The following is an 18496-nucleotide window of genomic DNA, read 5'->3' as shown; positions in this document are numbered from 1 at the left end:
TTTAGATGCTCCTTATAAGATCAATTACGCGTTGCTGCTCGAACTGCTGCAGGGCAGGATAAATAGGTAAACATAAAACTTGCTCTGATGCACGAACTGCAACAGGAAGGCTGCTGCGTTGTGCAGAGGGCAGATCTCGATACATTGGATAATCTGAAATTAAAGGATAAAAATACCGTCTTGCATAAATATTGTTTTCACGCATTTTTTCATATAACTGATCACGGCTCAGACTATATTCCGCTTCAATAAGAATGGGAAAATACCCATAATTAGCTATCGTTTCCCCAGATAAATTCAAACAACGAATACCTTTCACTTCATTTAATTGGCGGCGATAGTTAGCATCAATTCCTTTACGCAGTAGAATCGAATTCTCAATATGCTTCAATTGCAACATACCAAAAGCTGCATTAACTTCACTCATTTTTCCGTTAATTCCTGCAGCCACGACAGTTACCTCATCGACAAAACCAAAATTCTTTAAATGATCGATGTGATTTTTTGTTTTAGCATCGCGGCATATAATTGCCCCGCCTTCAAAGGTATTAAATACTTTAGTTGCATGAAAACTTAAAATAGACAAGTCTCCATGATTCAGTACGCTCCCGTCTTCTCGCTGCACACCAAAGGCATGAGCAGCATCATAGATAACTTTCAGGTTATATCGATCTGCAATTTTCTGAATGGCCTCAACATCGCAGGGATGTCCATAAACGTGTACCGGCATAATGGCTGTGGTATGAGAGGTAATAGCCGCTTCAATCTTTGATGGATCAAGATTCAAGGTATTAGGATCAACATCAACAAATACAGGCTTGATGCCATTCCACAACAAGGAATGAGCCGTAGCGACGAATGAATAGGGCGTAGTAATCACCTCCCCCGATATACGTAGCGCCTGCAAAGCAGTGACTAAAGCAATTGTTGCATTGGTAAATAAGGCTAAATGCTTAACGCCTAGATGTTTACATAGCGCCCGCTCAAGTTCCTGATGAAAAGGACCACCATTCGTTAAAGTTTTGCTCTCCCAAATCTGCTTAAGATAAGGAGTGAACTCCTCAAGCGGCGGCAGACTTGGCTGTGTTACGTAGATTGGCGGATGTTGAGTTTCCATATATTTTATCGTTAAGTGTTTCAAAGTGCTTAGACAGGGCGTTCTATTGATACTGCCCACTTTTTTCAATATATTGATTTGATAAGACCAAATCACCTACCCCACGACAGGCAGCACTAAGCAATTGGTAATAGATCTCTCTAATTGCATTCAAGGATTCATGCTCAGGTAATTTCTCTAGATATAATTCACCATTTAGCAGGGTTTCTTGCGCTGGCTTAGCTAAATTTAACGCCATCAATTCCTGAGCTAAATAAAAATAGACATCTACACTTTGGGGATTGTCTAAAATCAATTGCCTAAAGGCGATAATCGAATCAGTTACCATTCCCAGCTGTAGATTTTTCTTAGCTTGCTCAAATATCACACTGTGATTAAATTCAGGGGCATCTAACTCGTCAAATTGAAAATGATGAACAATATCTTTTACTGCAACCAAAAGCGCTTGAGTATCAACATACTCATTTGCATCGTAAATTTTAGGGAATAAAGGAATTGATTGTTTTGCACGTTCGTAGCTAGACAAATCAAAATCCCAGGCGATATCAACAGCTTGATCATATATAGAGAAGTCTTTAAATCCATATTGTGAACTCGCAATTACTGGGCAGCCACAAAAAATAGCCTCAACGATTGCCGCTGTTCTTTCAAAAACAATTAAACCCGAAGACTGTTGATACATGGTAGACAACTCTTTTGCAGACCTCGGATTTTCCATGGAAATTACTTGAAATGGTTTGCACCAATCAGGAATTAAGGTTAGGTCAGGCTCCACGCGATGTGAATAGACCAAAAATCCAGAACGCTCTATATTTGAATTCTCTGCCAACTTAAATGTATTGCGATCGATGGTCTGCACTCTTACACAATCAGATTTTATCCAAGGTATGGCAAAGGAATCGTCATAATGAAGGATTTTTTCATCTTTGTGATAACTACCAAACCAAGAAGTTTTCAGAAAAAAGTTGGGCTTATTTAATAAATAACGCACAACATTAGGAATCAAAAGTGGATTTCCAACATGAGTTTCAGGATAAATAGCTATTTGCAATCGATTTTGTTGTTTATGCTGACTTATTAAGTAGCTAGTAATTTTCGGAGTATTGATCAGTTCATTCACTTTAGCGGATGAAATGTAGGCCTCGTAACCCAAGTTATTTAAACGATCGCACAATAGATGCAAAGCTTTAATACCAGAAGAATACTCGGTGTAATCAGGTGACCAGATATAAAACACTGGTTTTCCTGCATTTTTATTAGCATTTGCGCGGATTACTGCTCGTGGTCTTAACTCTACTTGCAGTGCATCTAAAGCTTGGTTTCTCAAAGACTGTAACTTATTTTCCCTTGCATCGAACTGCTTTACAAAATCAGCGGCTAACATTTTTGCAACTCCCGGACGCAAACCAAATTTCTGCCCGAGTTCCAAGGCTTCAGCTGCGGTATCAATAGCACCAGACTGCATTAAGGCATCAATATAAGTAACCCAATACTGCTCTATGTCTGGTTTCTCTTGCACGGCTATTTCTAAGTATGGCAAAGCCTCTTGCACGTTTTTAAAGCCAGCCTTAATAACACCAAGATTGTGGTTGGCTGCCGCGTGATTTGCACTGATACTAATAATCTCATGATAAAACTGTTCAGCTTGCTCCAAACGTCCAGCTCTTTGATGTTCTAAGGCAATGTCAACCACGTCTTCAATTGCTTGCTGCAAGGCTTGATTATTTTGATTTGGCTCAGAATTTTCAGGAATCTTTACTTTTTGTATGCCTGACTCTTCCCATTTATTTAAATAAAGGTGATATTTTTCATGCCATTGTTTAGTGCCATATTGACCAATGCTTTGATGCGTTAATTGAATATGCCAAGTCCCTAAAGTTAAACCGGCTTGTTTTGCTGTACGGCAAAAATCTAAATCATAAAAATGAAAATCAAACTGCTCATCAAATCTCGCACCTTTATTATCGAGGCTACTTTTCTTTACAGCAAGAAAAACTCCGTCTAATAACTCACACGTTGCTGGCGCTTCCCCAAAAACCTTAGCCGCGCCAAAAGCACTTTTACTGTGAGCAACTTGGCCGCTTAAATTCTCCTGTTCGTCCCATTTGAAATTCAGGTCTACTATTACCCAGCCTGGCTGATTTGGTAATCTACGTTTATTCCCGGCAATGCCTATAATGTCAAAATGCTCAAGTCCTTCTGCGACCACCTCAGCAAAATTCGCTTCATCTATCCACACATCATCATGGATAAATACCAGTGTCGCGTCTGTGTCGGCTTGATCAATCGCTGCATTAAACACTTCAGATAATCCACGTGTATTTTCAAAAGAAATTTTTGCACTTAATCTAGCATCCTGCTTAAGATGCCTTGTTAAGGAAAGCCCTAAAGCCGATTTAGTCCAAAAATCAGCTTCTGAATATCGAGTAGCACTCACAATTTCAATCGCAAGTTTCTGGGGCGCCATAAATGCGTTAGCATCTTGCATGTGTGAAGCAGGTATATTCACAGCTGCTTGAAAATATAAGGAATTTTTTGAATACTCATCCCACATTTCCAGAATAGCTTTTTCCATATTTTTTGCAAACCGCTGACCATCAAACAAGGGGGAAGCAATTACCTTTGCTCGCATTCCAGCCCTCAATTTAGCCAGTTTGGTCAAATCCGCACAGCATGACAATGCCTTATTGACATAGTCTGATTTATCTTCAGCAACCCAATCTGCCAACCCTGCCGCAGTGAGCATACTGGCACCCTGCCTAGCAATTAATGTATCACCTGCTAGCGTCAAAGTCGGAACCCCCATCCACAGGCCTTCACAGGTGGTTGTGCCGCCTGGGTATGGAAACGTATCGAGTATCAGGTCAACTTCGGCATGTGCTTTTAAGTATTCATCGCGCGAAACAGATTCTAATAAGATCAATTGTTCAGAACCAATACCGTACTTAGCAAAACGTTGCCTTAAATCTTCAACAATCGCAGAATCACCAAGTGACTTGCATTGCCAGCGCAATTTTGAATTTGGCGTTGATTTAATTACTTCAGCCCATAATGAAAGCACCTCATTGCTAGCTTTAACCATTGTTTGAAAACTGCCGAATGTAACATAGCCATTTTTCAAGGCTGGTAAGTTTGAAACTTCTATTGAGTTATGGGGTGCGGTAAAACAAAGTCGCGTATCCGCTAGGTATTTGATTTTTTCAACAAATTGCGTTTTATTCTGTTCAGGCACGCCTACTTCATCGGCAATAAAATAGTCCATTGTGCTCATTCCAGTGGTCGCAAAATATCCCAACCAGCTTACCTGAATTGGAGCTGGCTTTCTTGCAAAAACAGGCAGTCTATTTTCTGCCGTATGCCCAGACAAATCCATCAATATATGCACACCATCACCATGAATAAGTTCGGCCGCTGCTTGGTCAGTTAAGCCTACAAGTGATTTCCAGCCTGAAAAGTAAGGTTTAAGTCTGTCGGTAAATTCATCTTCACGAAGGTCGGTTGGATAAGCAATGAGTTCAAAACGTGAAAAATCGATATGTTTTGCCCAATTTTCTAAAAAATATGCAACGGGATGCTGACGCAAATCACCAGAAACCAGCCCGATTTTTAGCCGCTTTGCTTGCAATTTATCTTGCCATTCGGTAAACACCACACTTGAATTTTTATCGGCGATTTGTCCATATTGGCTGGCTTGGTCTAAGCGAAACTCAGCACTATGCCTACCCGAGTAATTAAGTGTAAACAGTAGATTACTTCTTGCCTTAGTCGAATCTTGATCTATCTTTAGCGCCTCAACAAAAGCAGCTTCGGCCTCTTGAGCTAAGCCTTGCGCTAAATAGTTAGTCCCTAGATTGATGTAGGCATTGACATATCCTGGGGAAATTTCTATCGCATACTTTAGACTGACTTCGGCTTTTTTAATTTGCCCTTGCGCCACTAATGGCAAACTTAAATTGCTATGAATTAGAGCTTCATGAGGATTTAAATCAATGGCTGTTTCAAAAGCTGATTCAGCCTCTTTAAATCTTGCCATGCCATACAAAGCCAAGCCAAGATTGTTATAAGCTTTCCAGAACACGGGTGCAATCTCAATGGCTTTTTGATAACACGCTTCTGCTTCTGAAAAACGACCTTGATCTGCCAGCGCTAAGCCTAAATCGTTCTGAACTTCTTCTAGCATCGGGTTGATACTCAATGCTTTACTGAAGCAATCACTTGCTTCAGCAGTCTTGCCCATGGATTTTAATATAGACCCTAACTTGGTGTAAGCATCTGCATTCTCTGGTGAAATGGTCAGTGCAGTTCTATAGCTAGATTCGGCTTCTTCTAACCGTCCCAATGCTTTTAGTAACCCACCTAGATTCTGATGGGCATCAGCATCATTTGGGTTGATCATTATCGCCTGCCTAAAATTCTGCTCAGCTTCTGGTAATTGACCAATCGCCTGCAAGGATGCACCTAAACCGATGTAAGCCGCAGCAAAATCTACCTGCACTTGTAACGCTTGCTTATAATAAATTATTGCATCTGAAAAGAGTTCCTGCTCGTAAAATACCTGAGCTAAATTGCATGTAGCATGCACGTTTTGGGAATCTATTTTTAAGGCATTGTTATAGCTAATTTTAGCCTGATCTAATTCGTTCTGGCTTTTTAGTACATTGCCTAAATTGTAATGTGCTTTAGCAAAAGTTGGTGCCAATTTAATTGCATTTTTGTAATGCGTTGCAGCCGCATCTAATTGCTGTTGATCGTAGTAAAAGTTACCTAAGTTATATTGCGCCTCACTATCTTGTGGCAAATAAGCTGCAGCTTTTTTTAATGCTTCACCGGCTTCTGTAATTAAACCTTGCTGTTGCAAGATTGCCCCCAATACTTTCCAACCGAATCCATCACTCGGGTAGCTTTGCGTAAGCCTAATCGCCAACTGCTCGCTTTCAGCTAGTTGTCCATCGTTAAACTTAGTGGCTAGTAAATTCATTTCAGACAAGCTAGCTCTATCTATAGCGCCCTGACTAGCCTTATTTCTGCTTTCCGTTGCAATCATCACTCACCTTTTTCAAGCTTTGCGTCGCAAAATATTAAAATAATCCTAGCCGCTAATTTATTTTAAACAGCGCCATGATTGAATTAATCAAATTTGTTATTTTGTCGACACCACAAACATCAACACTGCAAATATAGGTGCCACAATGTCTACATTATGAAAAATATCAAGACAATTGGATGTGTGAAACAGAGGGATAAAAGTTAGTTAAATTAACTTTATTGATAATACTATTTGAATTTTAATACAGATGGGATTGGGCAAACGTGCAGAACGAGTACTTAGGATTTCCCTAAGCTTACCAAAGGGACTGCGCCAACACCCTTCTACAAGCTCCGGTATCGAGGAACTGGAAGCGTAGTTCTGGTAATTAGTGCTTATTAATCAACCAGATGATTTCTGATTGCATAGTGCGTTATTTCGGCATTGTGACGGAATTGCATTTTTTCTAGCATGCGTGTGCGGTACATGCTGATTGTTTTAACAGACAACGCTAATTTCTCGGCGATTTCACCCACTGAAAAACCAGAGGCAATCATCGTCATGGTTTGAAACTCCCGGTCTGACAAACTTTCGTGTGGCGCTTTTTCGTTTTCAATTCCAACTTGATTGGCTAATATTTCGGCAACTTCTGGCGTAATGTATTTTTTACCTTTGGCTACCACGCGAATCGCATTCACCAATTCTGATGATGCGCTTTGTTTACATAGATACCCTGCAGCACCTGATTTTAAGGCACGGACCGCATATTGATCTTCTTTGTACATGGAAAGCATGAGTACAGCAATATGGTTGTTAACATGTTTTATGTATTTCAGTGCATCCATGCCGCTACGATCAGGTAAGGCAATGTCCATCAGAATGACATCGGCATCGGGTTGACAGCCTAATCTAATCGCTTCAGCCGCATTTTCTGCTTCTGAAACCACCACAATATCGTCTGTTTCGGCCAAAATCTGTTTTAGGCCGGCTCTTAATATAGCGTGATCATCAGCGATAATAACTTTGATTTGTTTATTATTTGTCATACTAATATCCATACCCATGTGATGTAACTGATATTGAGTAATTAAGTTTTAATTCACTTTATTACTTACTTAATTACATATAAGCAAACTATGTGCCAGCCGAGTATTGGCATTTCTAACAAAAAATATGTCGTCATTTAATTATGAAAAACTATTCTTTTTTGAGTTTTATTAGAACTAATTTTAAAATTCTGAATAGTTTTACTCAGTTAAATTGGTTTTTAGAAAAGTATCAATACCTTAAAAAGCTAATTAAATCAGGCAGATAACGCGACCTTGCAAATTTTAAGTATCGTTAAGCTAAAATTTGAATCAATTGAACGCATATATCCAGTAAGATTTTTTTAACTAAAGAAAATACATATAAATAATCGACATTGCCGTTGAAATTCCAACGCTATGACGAAATACGTCACGACTATGACGAAATTTGAACTTATGGATTGTTTTGTACTATTTTTTTGGATAATCGCTACGGACTAGCGACTCAACACAAGCCTTACGAATTATTCGGCTGGTATTCGAATAATAATCGTCGTACCTTGTTTGTTTGATTCGGTTACTTTAAATGTACCATGTAGCGCCGTAACTCGCTCACGCATACCACGAAGACCAAATGAATTGGATTTCAGCGTATCACTAGATTTAATCCCCACGCCATTATCACTAATTGTCAGAACAATTTCATGGTTATCTGCACTCAAATCCACCATCACCAATGTTGCCTTGGCATGCTTAGCAATATTGGACATCGATTCTTGAAAGATTCTAAATAAGGTAATACCTTGGTCAGTGGAGACAGGAATCTCCGCCTGATTGCAGGTAAATTGGCAACTAATTGCTAACTGCTTTTCGAACTCTTTCGCTTGCCATTCCAAGGCCGCAACAATGCCTAAATCCAGTACATTAGGTCGCAAATCGCGAGAAATTCGATGCACAGCTTCAAAGGTATTATCCAGAATGGTTTCTAAGTTCAGCGCCTGATCTACAGGAACAGGCTGGCCTGCGCTGATTTTTTTTATAATGGAGGATAAGCCCATTTTAATGGCGGTTAAATTTCCACCCAAATCATCGTGAATTTCACGTGCGATTGCACTTCGCTCTTGTTCTTTAATTTTATGGATATGCGCCGTTAATTCGACTAGTTCACGACGCGATTTTTCAATTTCATGTTTTGCATTTTTACTTTGCGTGATGTTGGTCATAAGACCTTCCCACTGAATCACGCCGTTGCTCAACATTCTTGGTACAGCGCGCAAATCAAGCCATTTATTATCTTGCCAACCATCAATCCAAACCTTGCCCTCCCAGTTCATCAAGCTCAGGTTAACTGTAGATTGCTCAAGTTTTTTGCGTAAAGTAGCGCGGTCTCTTGCGTTCATCATTGCGTATAACAAACTTGAATCTTCTTTTAAATCTTCTGCATTTAACCCCAGTAGGGCTTTACATCCGTCGGTTAGGTAGATAAATTTTATTTCGCCATTGCTATCGAGTTGAAATTGAAAAACCAAGGCAGGCGTATTGGCAATCATCGTTTGATAGCGTGTTTCATGGTCGCCTATGGCATTCTTATGGTCGCTTTTTACTGTCTCACCGACTGCCGATGTATCAAGATTGTCGTTCTTGATAATAAGAATAAACTCTTGCTGACCTGACTGTAAAACCATTAAACGTAATTTGTTATGGTTGATGTTACCAATAATCGGTGTTTGGTCTTGCAATAATTCAACAAAGTACGAATGGTGTCGATGATTTTCCACATAGCGTTGTAGCGATTGCTCATCAATCCCGAGAATGCTTTCTGTATTGAGTTCTTTTAAGCCCTCTAAGTCATAACCCGTATCTTTTAGTACGCTCTCATTCACATACACCAATTGCATCGTCGGCACATTAACAAGGTACACCTCGTCGGTCACCCCCAACAACAGGGCGTCTAATAATGAAGAGGTATCAGGCAATTGAAGCAATTTAACAACCTTTGTAAACAAGCTTAATTTATATTCAAGAATTTTATATCGCTGAGCATTATTAACTAATACTTACAGGAATACAATATTCAGCAATCACTTACCAAGGCACTTTAGCCAAGCTATACTAACAGTTAATTCCAGCACGTTATTAACTAACACCAAAACCATTAAAAATTAGCAGCGCTATTGATAAGGTCCATTTCCGTCATGACGCGATTTTTACCGGATTTTTTAGCTAGGTACATCGCTTGATCAGCACGATTTAACACCGCAATTTGTTCTTCCTCTTTTTTAAACAACGCCACCCCTGCGCTAAACGTAATTAGCAAGCGCTCATTATTGCCTAAAAAAAACTGTTTAGTTAATGCGCGCTGTAAGCGTGAAACCGTCTCAACAGCAGCCTCTATACTTGTGTCTGGTAACAATATGACGAACTCTTCACCACCAAATCTCGCCACTGCATCGGTCGGCCTTAAAGTTTGTTGAATGACTTTTGCCAAGTGTTGCAATGCCGTATCGCCCACCTGATGTCCATAATGGTCATTAAAGAATTTAAAATTATCGATATCGAGCAATGCCACACAAAGTTCCGCGCCGCTACGTTTAGCCCGCGCAATTTCCCTTAACATAGCTTCATCTAAACCGCGGCGATTAAGCACGCCCGTTAACTGATCAATGGATACTTTTTCGCTTAATTGTGACAGCTCGGTCTGCAATTTAATGATTTTTTCTTGTGCGGATATCACCTCATCCGTCTGCTTAATCATGGCCTCACGAGAGCGCACAATATCAGTTTGCATTGTGTGCGTATCAATCATTAAATCTTCTAACAATGCGTTAATCTGTGCAATGTCTTCCGTTTTAGCCAGTTTTTCAGCGCAAATTTCCACCTTATCGTGATAAGCACCAGTGGAGCTTGACATGTGCGACAACCTATCCACAAAGGTTGCAATCATCGCCTTAAAAGCATTTTTAGCCTCGTTCAAGCTGTGCTTCAATACCCCTTGCTTGAAAATAACCTCTTTCAAACTTTTTTCTGCCTCTGTTATCAACACTCTATCGAGTGGTCCTGAAACAATAGTTTGTACAACAGAAATCTGACCATGTAACCATTGGTCATCGGCCACGAGTTCGCCAATATTATCAATAAGCAATTTAAGTAAGCGCAATAAATCGTGCTTCATATCATTTTCATTTGCACCTATCAATTCAACGCGAACCAAAAACGCCCTGAACTTTTTGGTTATTTCCAGCCAGTCTTTCAACTTGCGCGCTTTTTCAGAAAGTATAAAAATTTTCTCAGCTTCTTCTTTCAGATCAGGGTAACCGTCCAACCTTGGAATCAAACCATGATTGAGCGACTGCTTAAGCATGTCTTGCAATGCCCGAAAAGTTTCTTGAAACTGGTCAGGCTCATAGTTCGAAAGGCTCTGCAATTCCGTTGATTCCGCACTAGGTTTAACCTCATTGGGGCTTGCTAAAGTTTGTACAAGCGCTGAATTTGCAAATTGATCTTGGTCAACCAACGCATATTGCGTCGCTACTTTTTCCGATTCAGCAGTCTCAAAAGCCAATTCAATGGCTTTTGAACTGCCTTCAATGGTGCCATATTCCTTCCAGTTATTCGTCATTGCCAAAAGTTTTTGTGCCAGTAATGGATCATTACCAAAGTTAATCAGCACCTTTTCCAAGGTTTCTTTTTTTCTTGGTAAATCAAGCCCCAACTGTTTAGCATCCCAACTTTGCAATAACTCACGTATAGCCTCTGGCCACTGTTTAGAAAAGTTTAAGCTGATGTCCATGCCTTCGTTCAATAAAGCAGGCAAAGCCGACCAATTTTCTTGCTTAAGCAATTTTTCCCAACGAATACGCCATTTTTCTTGCTCGGCAGTATCATTTGGCAACTTTTTAAGCGCTGCTTTAAATGCGCTATTGAAGTTTTCTTTTGCTGGGGTTCCAGAAATTTCATGGTAAATCAGCGCATAATTATCGGGCGTGGGTACTACGCGACGCAGTGCCATTTGTTTAAATGTTTCACGCGCTATGTCCTGCGGTGCGAGTTCTGATTTACTTTGTTTAGCTTGGGTCATGGTCTTGGTTGGTTGGCATACAATTTCAAAATTTGAGACAGTGTCTATTTTGTGGCTATCTATTAAAATCAAAGGCAAATTTAAGAATGCTTTTATCGTTCTGTTTAAAAAAATATTCTTACAGCTAAGGTAGTTTAAACCCCAAAGTATTGTAAAATTGCATCTGGCGGGCCTCCCCGCATTGTGAAGTAGCCAATCTGGTCAGGTGCGGAAGCAAGCAGCCACAACTATTAAGCAAGTGCCGGGGTAAAGGCTCGCCTCTTTATTTTTGGGCAATCCTGTTTTTGCTACATATGAATTACATTGCGTAATCTAAATTTTCAGCTAAAGTTGAGCCTATGTCTTATCAAGTCCTAGCCCGTAAATGGCGGCCAAAATCGTTTGAAACCTTGGTTGGCCAAGACCATGTGGTTCGTGCATTAACCAATGCGCTTGAACAAAACCGTTTACACCATGCCTATTTATTTACTGGCACTCGAGGGGTTGGGAAAACAACCGTTGCACGAATTCTAGCGAAATCGCTGAATTGTGAAACAGGAATTACGGCTAAACCTTGTGGAATCTGCGATGCTTGTACGGAAATCGACCGTGGCCGATTTGTTGACTTAATTGAAGTAGATGCTGCCAGCAACACACAAGTAGACGCCATGCGCGATTTGCTCGACAACGCCCAATATGCGCCCACTGCCGGACGCTTTAAAGTGTACATCATCGATGAGGTACACATGCTGTCTAAAAGCGCATTCAACGCAATGCTTAAAACGCTAGAAGAACCGCCTGCTCACGTTAAATTCATATTAGCTACAACTGACCCGCAAAAAGTACCTGTCACCGTACTCTCTCGCTGTTTGCAATTTAATTTGCGCCAAATGGCTGGCACTTCAATCATCTCGCATTTGCAAAATATTCTCGGTCAGGAAAAAATTTCTTACGAACCAACAGCGCTGCATTTAATATCACGTGCTGCTGCAGGCAGCATGCGTGATGCCTTATCGCTTACCGATCAGGCCATTGCTTACGGTGGCCAAACAGTGAATGAATCAGAAGTACGCGCGATGCTCGGCGCGATTGACCAAAGCTATTTATACCAATTAATTGATGCGCTGTTAGCCAATGATGGCGCGGGCATCATTGCGCAAGCAAGATCGATGGAAGAACGCAGTTTATCGTTTGAATCCGCCCTGAATGATTTAGCTCAGTTACTGCATCAAATCGCCGTTGCTCAAACCGTGCCTGATAGCGTGGCAGATGATTTGCCAGAACGCAATCTACTGCTTGACCTTGCCCAAAGAATATCGCCAGAAACCTTACAACTTTATTATCAAATCGCTTTGCTAGGGCGTCGTGATATCAGCTTGGCACCCGACGAATTTGCTGGGTTTACCATGAGTTTATTGCGCATGCTGGCTTTTACACCCAGTGAAAGTGAAACAAAAAAGCCGCTATCAAAACCCGTTAATGAGCCTAAACCAGCCATGGCGTCACAGCCCATTGTTAAGCCGGCAGAAGAACAAATTCCATCGAGTTTAGATAAAACGCATCCTCAGCAAGCAAATACGCTCATTGAGCAAGCAGCAGATACAGCCGTAGAATCAAGCAATCTCAATTCTACGGAACAGAGTTCAGAAAATGGCTCAGCAACCCAATTCAATGGTAACTGGCGTGGTTTATTAGACCAGCTAAAACTAGGGCTAGCACGTAATTTAGCGCTAAATAGTGCGCTACTAAGTTATGACGAAAACACGATGCGCTTTGCCATACAAGATAAGGACAAGAGCTTACTCAGCGCCATGTATCAAGATAAACTAAGCTCAGCGTTACAACAGCATTTTGGTAGAAAAATTCGCCTAGAGTTTAGTGTAGAAGGTAGCGTAAACACCCCTGCAAAAGAAGTCGCACAAGAAAAAGCTGTAGCACAAGCTGGCGCCGAAAATGCGATTGACCAAGATAGTTTTGTGCAAGCGTTAATTAACGATTTTGGGGCATCGATTATCCCCAATTCAATTAAACCCATCAGTAACTAAGGAGTAAATTATGATGAAAGGTGGCATGGGCAATTTAATGAAGCAAGCCCAGCAAATGCAAGCCAATATGCAAAAGGCACAGGACGAACTTGCCAATATTGAAGTAGAAGGCATTGCGGCAAATGGCTTAGTGAAAATACAGATGACCTGTAAAAACGAAGTAAAGCGCGTGGTTTTAGATGACAGCCTAATGGACGACAAAGAAACACTTGAAGACTTATTAGTCATCGCATTAAAAGATGCGGGGGCAAAGGTTGAAGCGACAGCATCAGCACGTATGGCTAATTTCATGCCAGCCGGCATGAAATTGCCATTTTAACCAATAGCTATTAATGAAAAACCCACCCGCGCTAGAACAACTGATTGAAAGCTTGCGCTGCCTGCCAGGCGTTGGCCCAAAGTCAGCGCAGCGGATGGCCTATTATTTGTTACAGCGTAATAGAAAAGGTGCTAGTGGCTTAGCCAATGCCTTGGACATCGCTTTGCAAGTGGTTGACCATTGCAAACTTTGCAATACCTTTAGCGAACAACCTATTTGTCCACTTTGTAGTTCCGAGCAACGTGATAAAAACTTATTGTGTGTGGTAGAAATGCCAACTGACCTACTAATGCTTGAAAATACTCAAGCTTATACGGGTATGTACTTTGTGCTGATGGGCAGATTATCGCCACTAGATGGCATTGGCCCCAAAGAAATTCATTTAGAAAAGCTCATCAAGCGTGCCCAAGATGGTGCCTTTAACCAAGGCCCTGTTCAAGAAGTGATTCTTGCTACCAACTACACGGTTGAGGGCGATGCTACCGCACATTACATTTGCGAATTATTAAAAGCACGAGGCATTAAAACAAGCCGAATTGCTCGCGGCATGCCAATGGGCGGCGAGATTGAATATGTGGACAGCGGAACATTGGCGCAAGCAATGTTAGAGCGCAGAAGCGTTTAGCGCCACCTTAAGAATTTATTTCGTTTTAATGCCAATATTTTGATACCGCTAAAGCAGATCGAGTAACTCAACTGGACTAGCGATTAAAACATCTGCCGCCCATGCTTTGGGCTGATCAGTTTCTGCAATATAACCAAATAACGCCACTACAGTTTTCATGCCAGCGGCTTTCCCCGCCTGAACATCACGCTCAGCATCACCCACGTAAAGGCACTGACTAGGCGCGACGTTAAGAAAATCACAAGCCATTAAAAGGGTGTCTGGTGCTGGTTTTGGCTGTGCGGCATCGTCCCCACAAAATAAGCACGCTGAACGCTGATATAAATCAGTACTACCTGTTTTTACCGCTTTTGTTAAATCAACCGAAAAGCGCCTTGGTTTATTCGTGACAATACCCCATTTTACGCCTTGAGCGTCCAATCTATCTAGCAATTCAGCAATTCCAGGCAGTAAAGTAGGGGTGTAGGTAAATACCGTGTCATACAAGTCTAAATATTCATGCTTCATTGCTTCAAAGTGAGCATCATGGGGATTAATACCAAAACCTAAAGCAAGTAAGCCACGCGTACCATGTGAGGCCACAGGCCATATTTTTTCATGCGATAATGCGGGCTTGCCATGCCTTGCTAATTGCATATTGAGTGCCAAGCCTAAATCATGGGCGGTATCTACTAGAGTGCCGTCTAAATCAAATAAAACGATGGTCATGAGGGGGATAGAACTGTGTGGAGGAGATAGTTTACCGACACATCCTCACTCAGGCGATAATGTTGAGTGATGGGGTTGTACGTCATACCGCGCAGGCTCGCCACATTCAAATCAACCTGCCTAGCCCAAGCGCTTAATTCCGATGGCTTGATGAATTTAGCGTAATCATGAGTGCCTTTTGGTAGAAGATTCAGTATATATTCCGCGCCGACAACTGCGAATAAATAGGATTTAGGATTTCGATTAATAGTTGAAAAAAATACTGAGCCGCCTGGCTTAACTAACTTAGCACAGGCCTGCACGATGGCTTCTGGATTAGGTACATGCTCCAACATTTCCATGCATGTCACTACATCGAAGCTTGCGGCTTGTTCCACAGCTAACTGTTCGACAGCAATATAGCGATAATTAACTTGAGCGCCGCTTTCGAGCTGATGCAATTTAGCAACACTAAGTGCTTTTTCGCCCAAGTCAATGCCGGTCACTTCCGCGCCCTTAAAAAACATTGATTCAGATAAAATGCCACCTCCACAACCTACATCCAGTACGCGCTTACCTTGCAAGCCGACTATATTATCAATCCAATTTAATCTTAAAGGATTGATTTCATGCAGCGGTTTAAATTCACTCTGCCTATCCCACCATTTATGGGCTAATTCGCCGAATTTCTGCAGTTCCAAATCATCCGCATTTTCATCTAGCTTTTTTTTAGTGGTCAATGTTTGTACTGCCTTAATTTTGGTTGCCATGTATTGATAATTTCCCTTAACTCAATGGGTTCTATATTAGCGTAGACCCCATTACTATAGCGTAATTCCCCTGCCACCCAAGTATGAGTCACATTTTCACGACCACAGGTATACACCAAATGCGAAATGGGGTCATAACAAGGATTTGTGTTGAAATCACTTAATTTTACCGCCGTTAAATCAGCCAGCTTTCCTATCTCAATTGACCCAATCTTATGATCCAAAGCCATAGCCTTTGCAGCGTTAATCGTCGCCATTTCTAATGCTTGATGTGCAGGCAATACCGCTGCATCTTCTGTAACCCCTTTAGCTAGTAGCGCGCTTAATCGCATCTCAGAAAACATATCTAAACGGTTATTGCTTGCTGCGCTATCCGTGCCCAATCCAACGTTCACTCCTTTTGCTAGTAACTGTGTCACTGGCGCGATTCCACTTGCTAATTTCAAATTAGAAGTTGGGCAGTGTGCGACATGGCAACCAAACTCTGCTAACAGATCAATTTCACTTGCTAATAAATGTACACAATGCGCCGCAACAAAACTTGGCCCAAGCAAACCAAATTCTGCAAGTCGTTGCAATGGTCTCAACCCGTATTTTTCTTCACTTTGACGGATTTCATCACGTGTTTCTTGCAAGTGAGTATGTATGCCTAAACCAAGTTGCTCAGCATAGGTAACGATGGTTTTAAACGTCTGATTCGATACTGTATAGGGTGCATGAGGGGCAATAGATGAGGAAATTAATGGATTGTTGCGCCAACTATCGTGTGCAGAAAAACCCTTTTGCAAATAATCATCTGCGTCATTTGCATAGGTCGATGGAAACTCCAGTACCACCAGACCGAGATTCGCACGAATGCCTGCTTGATTAACTGCCAGCGCGCCAAATTCTGGATAAAAATACATTTCGTTAAAGCAAGTAATGCCGCCACTTAACATCTCGGCGCATGCTAGCAAAGTCGCATCCTGTACATATTCTCCAGAAACTACTGACCGCTCCGCAGGCCAGATATGCTCTTCAAGCCACGGCATCAAGGGCAAGTCATCCGCCATACCGCGCATTAAACTCATCGCGGCATGTGTATGCAGATTTATTAATCCTGGAATTAAAACGTGTTCGGTCAATAGTGTTACTTCATTCGACTGATACTGCTCGCTTGCTTTAATGATGGGACAGATATCAATAATCTGCCCAGTAACAATTACCACTGCGTAGTGTTCAAATATTGTATTACTTGGAACTATCGGGCATAACCAACGCGCCTCAATGATTAAATCGACTTGTTTTTTCATGTGTTTATTATAGCGATTTATGTAACAACAAATAAAATCGAAAGAATATTTTTAGGCAATAAAAAACCCCGCTTATGCGAGGTTTTTCATTATTACTCAGCTAAATTGAGTTTAAGTCAGTAATTCTTAACTAAAAGATCTATTTTACCAATAGATTCGATTTACTAAAAAACTTAGCTTAGTTCATTTTAAATTAATTGCAACCAACTTCTTTTGTACCTTCAGCGCGAATTTCAACACGACGGTTTGGAGCAAGCGCCTCAATCAAGGCTTTAGTTGCTTTAGTACCTTTAGGATTAACTACTGGTTCAGATTCACCTTTACCTGTCGCTGTAATAAGTGCTGAATCAACACCTTGAGCTACTAAATAATCTGCAACTTGCTTAGCACGTTTTTCTGAAAGTTTTTGGTTGTAAGCATCTGAACCAATGCGGTCAGTATGGCCTGTCACAATCACAGCTTTAATTTCAGGATTTGCCTTAATTTTTGCAGCCGCCTCATCTAAAGCCGCTTTACCTTCAGCTTTCAATGCAGATTTATCAAAGCCGAATAGTTTTTCTGCACCAACCGTAATTGTTTCAACATTTGGTTTGCAAGCCACAGGTGCTGGTGCAGGAGCTGGTTCAACCACTGGAGCAGGTGCAGCAACTGGTGCTGGAGCTGGCTCTGCTACTGGCGCTTCAGCAACAACAGGTGCAGGAGCAGGTGCGCCAAAACGGAAGATACCACCTAGATTAAACAATGTATTGCTAATCGTTTCGGTATTGAAATCATGTGCTGGGTTAGCGCTGTTATCTTGCGCACGGCTCCAAACTTCACGGAGGTCTGCTTGAACAGCAAAGCTATCATTAAACAGATATTGTGCACCTAAACCCAAGTTAACCAATGGTGATGTTTTGCTGCTAGCTCCATCGAAACCATGATAATCCAGCTTGTTTCTAGCTACACCCAAACCACCTAATAGGAATGGACGGAATTTATCGCGGCTTAAAACATATAACGCATCTAAACCCAAAGTAGTTTGTTTTAAGGCACCACTTGAGTCGTAACCTAAACCACCTTGGATATCCCAGCTTGGACTTAATTCTTTACCGAGTTTAATAAAACCACCGCCACCGCGTTTGGTATTGTCAACATCGCCATCAGCGCGCAAATAAGAAACACCTGGAACAGCATACCAAGCTCCGCGGTAGAGATCTTCTGCAGATACAGCAAAGGCAGCTAAGCCTAAAGTTGTCGCTACTGCCATATTAATAAGATTTTTTTTCATTCGTTTTAGCTCCTAATTAAATAACTTTTTGTACTTCTAAATTAAAATTTTATATAATTTGATGATACTCACAAGCATAAGTGAGTGCAACGACTTATCCTCTAAAACTTTGAACAAGTCGCACAGTTTGTTGGATTTTTACAACAAAATTACAATAATTTACGTATTGCTTGGATTTTATCAGGATTTAGCTCTAATTGACGCTGATTACCTTCACAAACGCCGCCTCTAAAGCCCATATAGTTAGGATTTAGTTTATT

General features: G+C 41.1%; 13 protein-coding genes and 1 other RNA gene. 4 read left to right on the top strand and 10 right to left on the bottom strand.

From position 1 onward, the window contains the following. Position 1: 1 nt before the first annotated feature. From HOO90_RS04700 to HOO90_RS04680, 5 genes are all read right to left on the bottom strand, one after another. The gene (locus HOO90_RS04700) at positions 2 to 1117 is read right to left on the bottom strand and encodes a DegT/DnrJ/EryC1/StrS aminotransferase family protein (RefSeq protein ID WP_292840045.1); all 1116 of its coding nucleotides are present in this window, start codon (positions 1115 to 1117) and stop codon (positions 2 to 4) included. A gap of 43 nt (positions 1118 to 1160) precedes the next feature. Then, the gene (locus HOO90_RS04695; RefSeq protein WP_292840042.1) at positions 1161 to 6161 is read right to left on the bottom strand and encodes a tetratricopeptide repeat protein; all 5001 of its coding nucleotides are present in this window, start codon (positions 6159 to 6161) and stop codon (positions 1161 to 1163) included. Positions 6162 to 6541: 380 nt separating this feature from the next. Further along, the gene (locus tag HOO90_RS04690) at positions 6542 to 7189 is read right to left on the bottom strand and encodes a response regulator transcription factor (protein WP_292840039.1); all 648 of its coding nucleotides are present in this window, start codon (positions 7187 to 7189) and stop codon (positions 6542 to 6544) included. A 506-nt stretch (positions 7190 to 7695) separates the two neighbouring features. Further along, positions 7696 to 9156, bottom strand: a complete 1461-nt coding sequence (locus HOO90_RS04685; RefSeq protein WP_292840036.1) for a PAS domain-containing sensor histidine kinase — start codon at positions 9154 to 9156, stop codon at positions 7696 to 7698. A 170-nt stretch (positions 9157 to 9326) separates the two neighbouring features. Next, positions 9327 to 11249 carry a GGDEF domain-containing protein gene (locus HOO90_RS04680; protein WP_292840033.1) on the bottom strand — a complete coding sequence of 641 codons (1923 nt, stop codon included), beginning with the start codon at positions 11247 to 11249 and terminating at the stop codon, positions 9327 to 9329. A 165-nt stretch (positions 11250 to 11414) separates the two neighbouring features. Here HOO90_RS04680 and ffs point away from each other — a divergent pair. From ffs to recR, 4 genes are all read left to right on the top strand, one after another. Further along, an RNA gene (ffs, locus tag HOO90_RS04675) (signal recognition particle sRNA small type) lies at positions 11415 to 11511 on the top strand. 76 nt (positions 11512 to 11587) lie between these two features. Then, the gene (dnaX, locus tag HOO90_RS04670) at positions 11588 to 13273 is read left to right on the top strand and encodes a DNA polymerase III subunit gamma/tau (protein ID WP_292840030.1); all 1686 of its coding nucleotides are present in this window, start codon (positions 11588 to 11590) and stop codon (positions 13271 to 13273) included. Between the two features lie 10 nt (positions 13274 to 13283). Further along, positions 13284 to 13592 (top strand): YbaB/EbfC family nucleoid-associated protein, encoded by a 309-nt coding sequence (locus HOO90_RS04665; RefSeq protein WP_292840027.1) that lies wholly within the window; start codon positions 13284 to 13286, stop codon positions 13590 to 13592. 13 nt (positions 13593 to 13605) lie between these two features. Beyond that, complete coding sequence (gene recR / locus HOO90_RS04660) at positions 13606 to 14217, top strand: recombination mediator RecR (protein WP_292840024.1); 612 nt, start codon at positions 13606 to 13608, stop codon at positions 14215 to 14217. Positions 14218 to 14265: 48 nt separating this feature from the next. Here recR and HOO90_RS04655 read toward each other — a convergent pair whose 3' ends face one another. From HOO90_RS04655 to HOO90_RS04635, 5 genes are all read right to left on the bottom strand, one after another. Then, positions 14266 to 14925 (bottom strand): HAD-IA family hydrolase, encoded by a 660-nt coding sequence (locus HOO90_RS04655; RefSeq protein WP_292840021.1) that lies wholly within the window; start codon positions 14923 to 14925, stop codon positions 14266 to 14268. After that, a complete protein-coding gene (gene ubiG, locus HOO90_RS04650; RefSeq protein WP_292840018.1) occupies positions 14922 to 15674 on the bottom strand; it encodes a bifunctional 2-polyprenyl-6-hydroxyphenol methylase/3-demethylubiquinol 3-O-methyltransferase UbiG in 753 nt (250 codons plus the stop codon). Before ubiG ends, HOO90_RS04655 begins: the two co-directional genes overlap by 4 nt. Beyond that, on the bottom strand, positions 15641 to 16966 hold the full coding sequence (locus tag HOO90_RS04645; protein WP_292840016.1) for a TRZ/ATZ family hydrolase: 1326 nt from the start codon (positions 16964 to 16966) through the stop codon (positions 15641 to 15643). The genes ubiG and HOO90_RS04645 overlap by 34 nt, the downstream gene beginning before the upstream one ends. A 193-nt stretch (positions 16967 to 17159) precedes the next feature. After that, positions 17160 to 18236 carry an OmpA family protein gene (locus tag HOO90_RS04640; protein ID WP_292840013.1) on the bottom strand — a complete coding sequence of 359 codons (1077 nt, stop codon included), beginning with the start codon at positions 18234 to 18236 and terminating at the stop codon, positions 17160 to 17162. Between the two features lie 149 nt (positions 18237 to 18385). Next, on the bottom strand, positions 18386 to 18496 hold a 111-nt coding region (locus HOO90_RS04635), incomplete at its 5' end, for a (5-formylfuran-3-yl)methyl phosphate synthase (RefSeq protein WP_292840147.1).

The sequence above is a fragment of the Methylotenera sp. genome (assembly GCF_013141425.1).
In the GTDB taxonomy this organism is placed as follows: Bacteria; Pseudomonadota; Gammaproteobacteria; order Burkholderiales; family Methylophilaceae; genus Methylotenera.
This window is presented reverse-complemented; position numbering and strand designations above follow the sequence as displayed.

What these genes read in the sequence shown, in the direction of transcription:
- recR (WP_292840024.1), top strand. Translation starts at nt 13,606, where the DNA reads ATGAAAAACCCACCCGCGCTAGAACAACTGATTGAAAGCTTGCGCTGC.
- HOO90_RS04645 (WP_292840016.1), bottom strand. Translation starts at nt 16,966, where the DNA reads ATGAAAAAACAAGTCGATTTAATCATTGAGGCGCGTTGGTTATGCCCG.
- HOO90_RS04690 (WP_292840039.1), bottom strand. Translation starts at nt 7,189, where the DNA reads ATGACAAATAATAAACAAATCAAAGTTATTATCGCTGATGATCACGCT.
- HOO90_RS04665 (WP_292840027.1), top strand. Translation starts at nt 13,284, where the DNA reads ATGATGAAAGGTGGCATGGGCAATTTAATGAAGCAAGCCCAGCAAATG.
- HOO90_RS04680 (WP_292840033.1), bottom strand. Translation starts at nt 11,249, where the DNA reads ATGACCCAAGCTAAACAAAGTAAATCAGAACTCGCACCGCAGGACATA.
- dnaX (WP_292840030.1), top strand. Translation starts at nt 11,588, where the DNA reads ATGTCTTATCAAGTCCTAGCCCGTAAATGGCGGCCAAAATCGTTTGAA.
- HOO90_RS04695 (WP_292840042.1), bottom strand. Translation starts at nt 6,161, where the DNA reads ATGATTGCAACGGAAAGCAGAAATAAGGCTAGTCAGGGCGCTATAGAT.
- HOO90_RS04655 (WP_292840021.1), bottom strand. Translation starts at nt 14,925, where the DNA reads ATGACCATCGTTTTATTTGATTTAGACGGCACTCTAGTAGATACCGCC.
- HOO90_RS04640 (WP_292840013.1), bottom strand. Translation starts at nt 18,236, where the DNA reads ATGAAAAAAAATCTTATTAATATGGCAGTAGCGACAACTTTAGGCTTA.
- ubiG (WP_292840018.1), bottom strand. Translation starts at nt 15,674, where the DNA reads ATGGCAACCAAAATTAAGGCAGTACAAACATTGACCACTAAAAAAAAG.
- HOO90_RS04700 (WP_292840045.1), bottom strand. Translation starts at nt 1,117, where the DNA reads ATGGAAACTCAACATCCGCCAATCTACGTAACACAGCCAAGTCTGCCG.